This window comes from Amnimonas aquatica, assembly GCF_002943415.1.
Classification (GTDB): Bacteria; Pseudomonadota; Gammaproteobacteria; order Pseudomonadales; family Moraxellaceae; genus Perlucidibaca; species Perlucidibaca aquatica_A.
On sequence record NZ_PTQZ01000382.1, the window covers coordinates 1 to 1,025 of the forward strand.

A 1,025-nucleotide genomic window follows, 5' to 3' on the forward strand; every position below is an offset into this window, starting at 1 on the left:
AGAGCGCCGCCGCGCGGCGCCAGCTCGCCAGCTTCTGGGGTGCCGCCGATATCGGCGGAGGCCTGGCCGGCCCGGTGGCGCTGCCATCCGCCGCCGGCCCGGAAGCGCCGGCCGAGGCACATGCCGACGACAGTCCGGCGCTGCGTCAGGCGCAGGCCCGCGTCCGCGAGGGCGAGGCCGCCGTGCGCGCCGCCGAGGCCGGACGCCGGCCGGACATCACGGTGTCCGCCGGCATGAAGCGCGAGGCCGACACGCGCGATGAGAGCCTGCTGTTCGGGGTCTCGGTGCCGCTGCCGCTGTTCGACCGCCAGCAGGGCGCGCTGCGTGCCGCGCGTGCCGAGCTGGTCGCCGCGCAGGCCGGCCTGGCGCTGGCCCGGCAGCAGTTCGGCCAGGCGCAGGATGCGCTGCTGCTCCAGCGCGACACCGCCTGGCGCGAAGCCGCGCAGCTGCGCGACGAGGTGCTGCCGGTCGCCGGGCGCGTGCTCGCCGGCGTGCGCGAGGGCTATCGCGCCGGCAAGTTCTCGCTGCTGGAACTGCTCGATGCCCAGCGCAGCCTGATGTCCGACCGCGAGGCCTATCTCGCCGCCCGCCAGTCCTTCCACCAGAGCGATGCCGCGCTTGACGAACTGCTCGGTCGCGCCGCTGTCGCCGGAGATGCTCCATGATCGCTTTCATTCGCAAACTGCTGCCCTGGCTGCTGGCCGTGCTCGCCGGCGCCGGGCTGACCTGGGCCCTGCTGGTCTCCGGCCTGCTGCCGGCGCCACAGGACGGACACGGCCACGCCGACACCGGCGGAGAGGCGCACAGCCATGCCGGAAAAACCGGCGACGACCATGCCTCCAGTGCCGGATCCGGCTCCGCGACGGCTGGTCATGACGATGACGAAGGCCTGATCCGGCTCGGCGAGGCGCAGCTCAAGGCCGGCGGCCTGGGCCTGGAGACGGCGGTGGCAGGCGCTTTCGCCGCCAGCCTGTCGCTGCCCGGCCAGCTGGTGCTCGATGGCGACCGCGAGGCCCGCGTGGCGG

2 protein-coding genes are annotated in these 1,025 nt (G+C 74.8%); both read left to right on the forward strand.

What is annotated here, in order from left to right:
* Positions 1–665: TolC family protein (locus C5O18_RS10185; RefSeq protein ID WP_146089362.1), on the forward strand; the 665-nt coding region annotated here is incomplete at its 5' end.
* Positions 662–1,025, forward strand: a 364-nt coding sequence (locus C5O18_RS10190) for a hypothetical protein (protein ID WP_241146824.1), incomplete at its 3' end; no start/stop codon positions are given. The genes C5O18_RS10185 and C5O18_RS10190, both read left to right, overlap by 4 nt.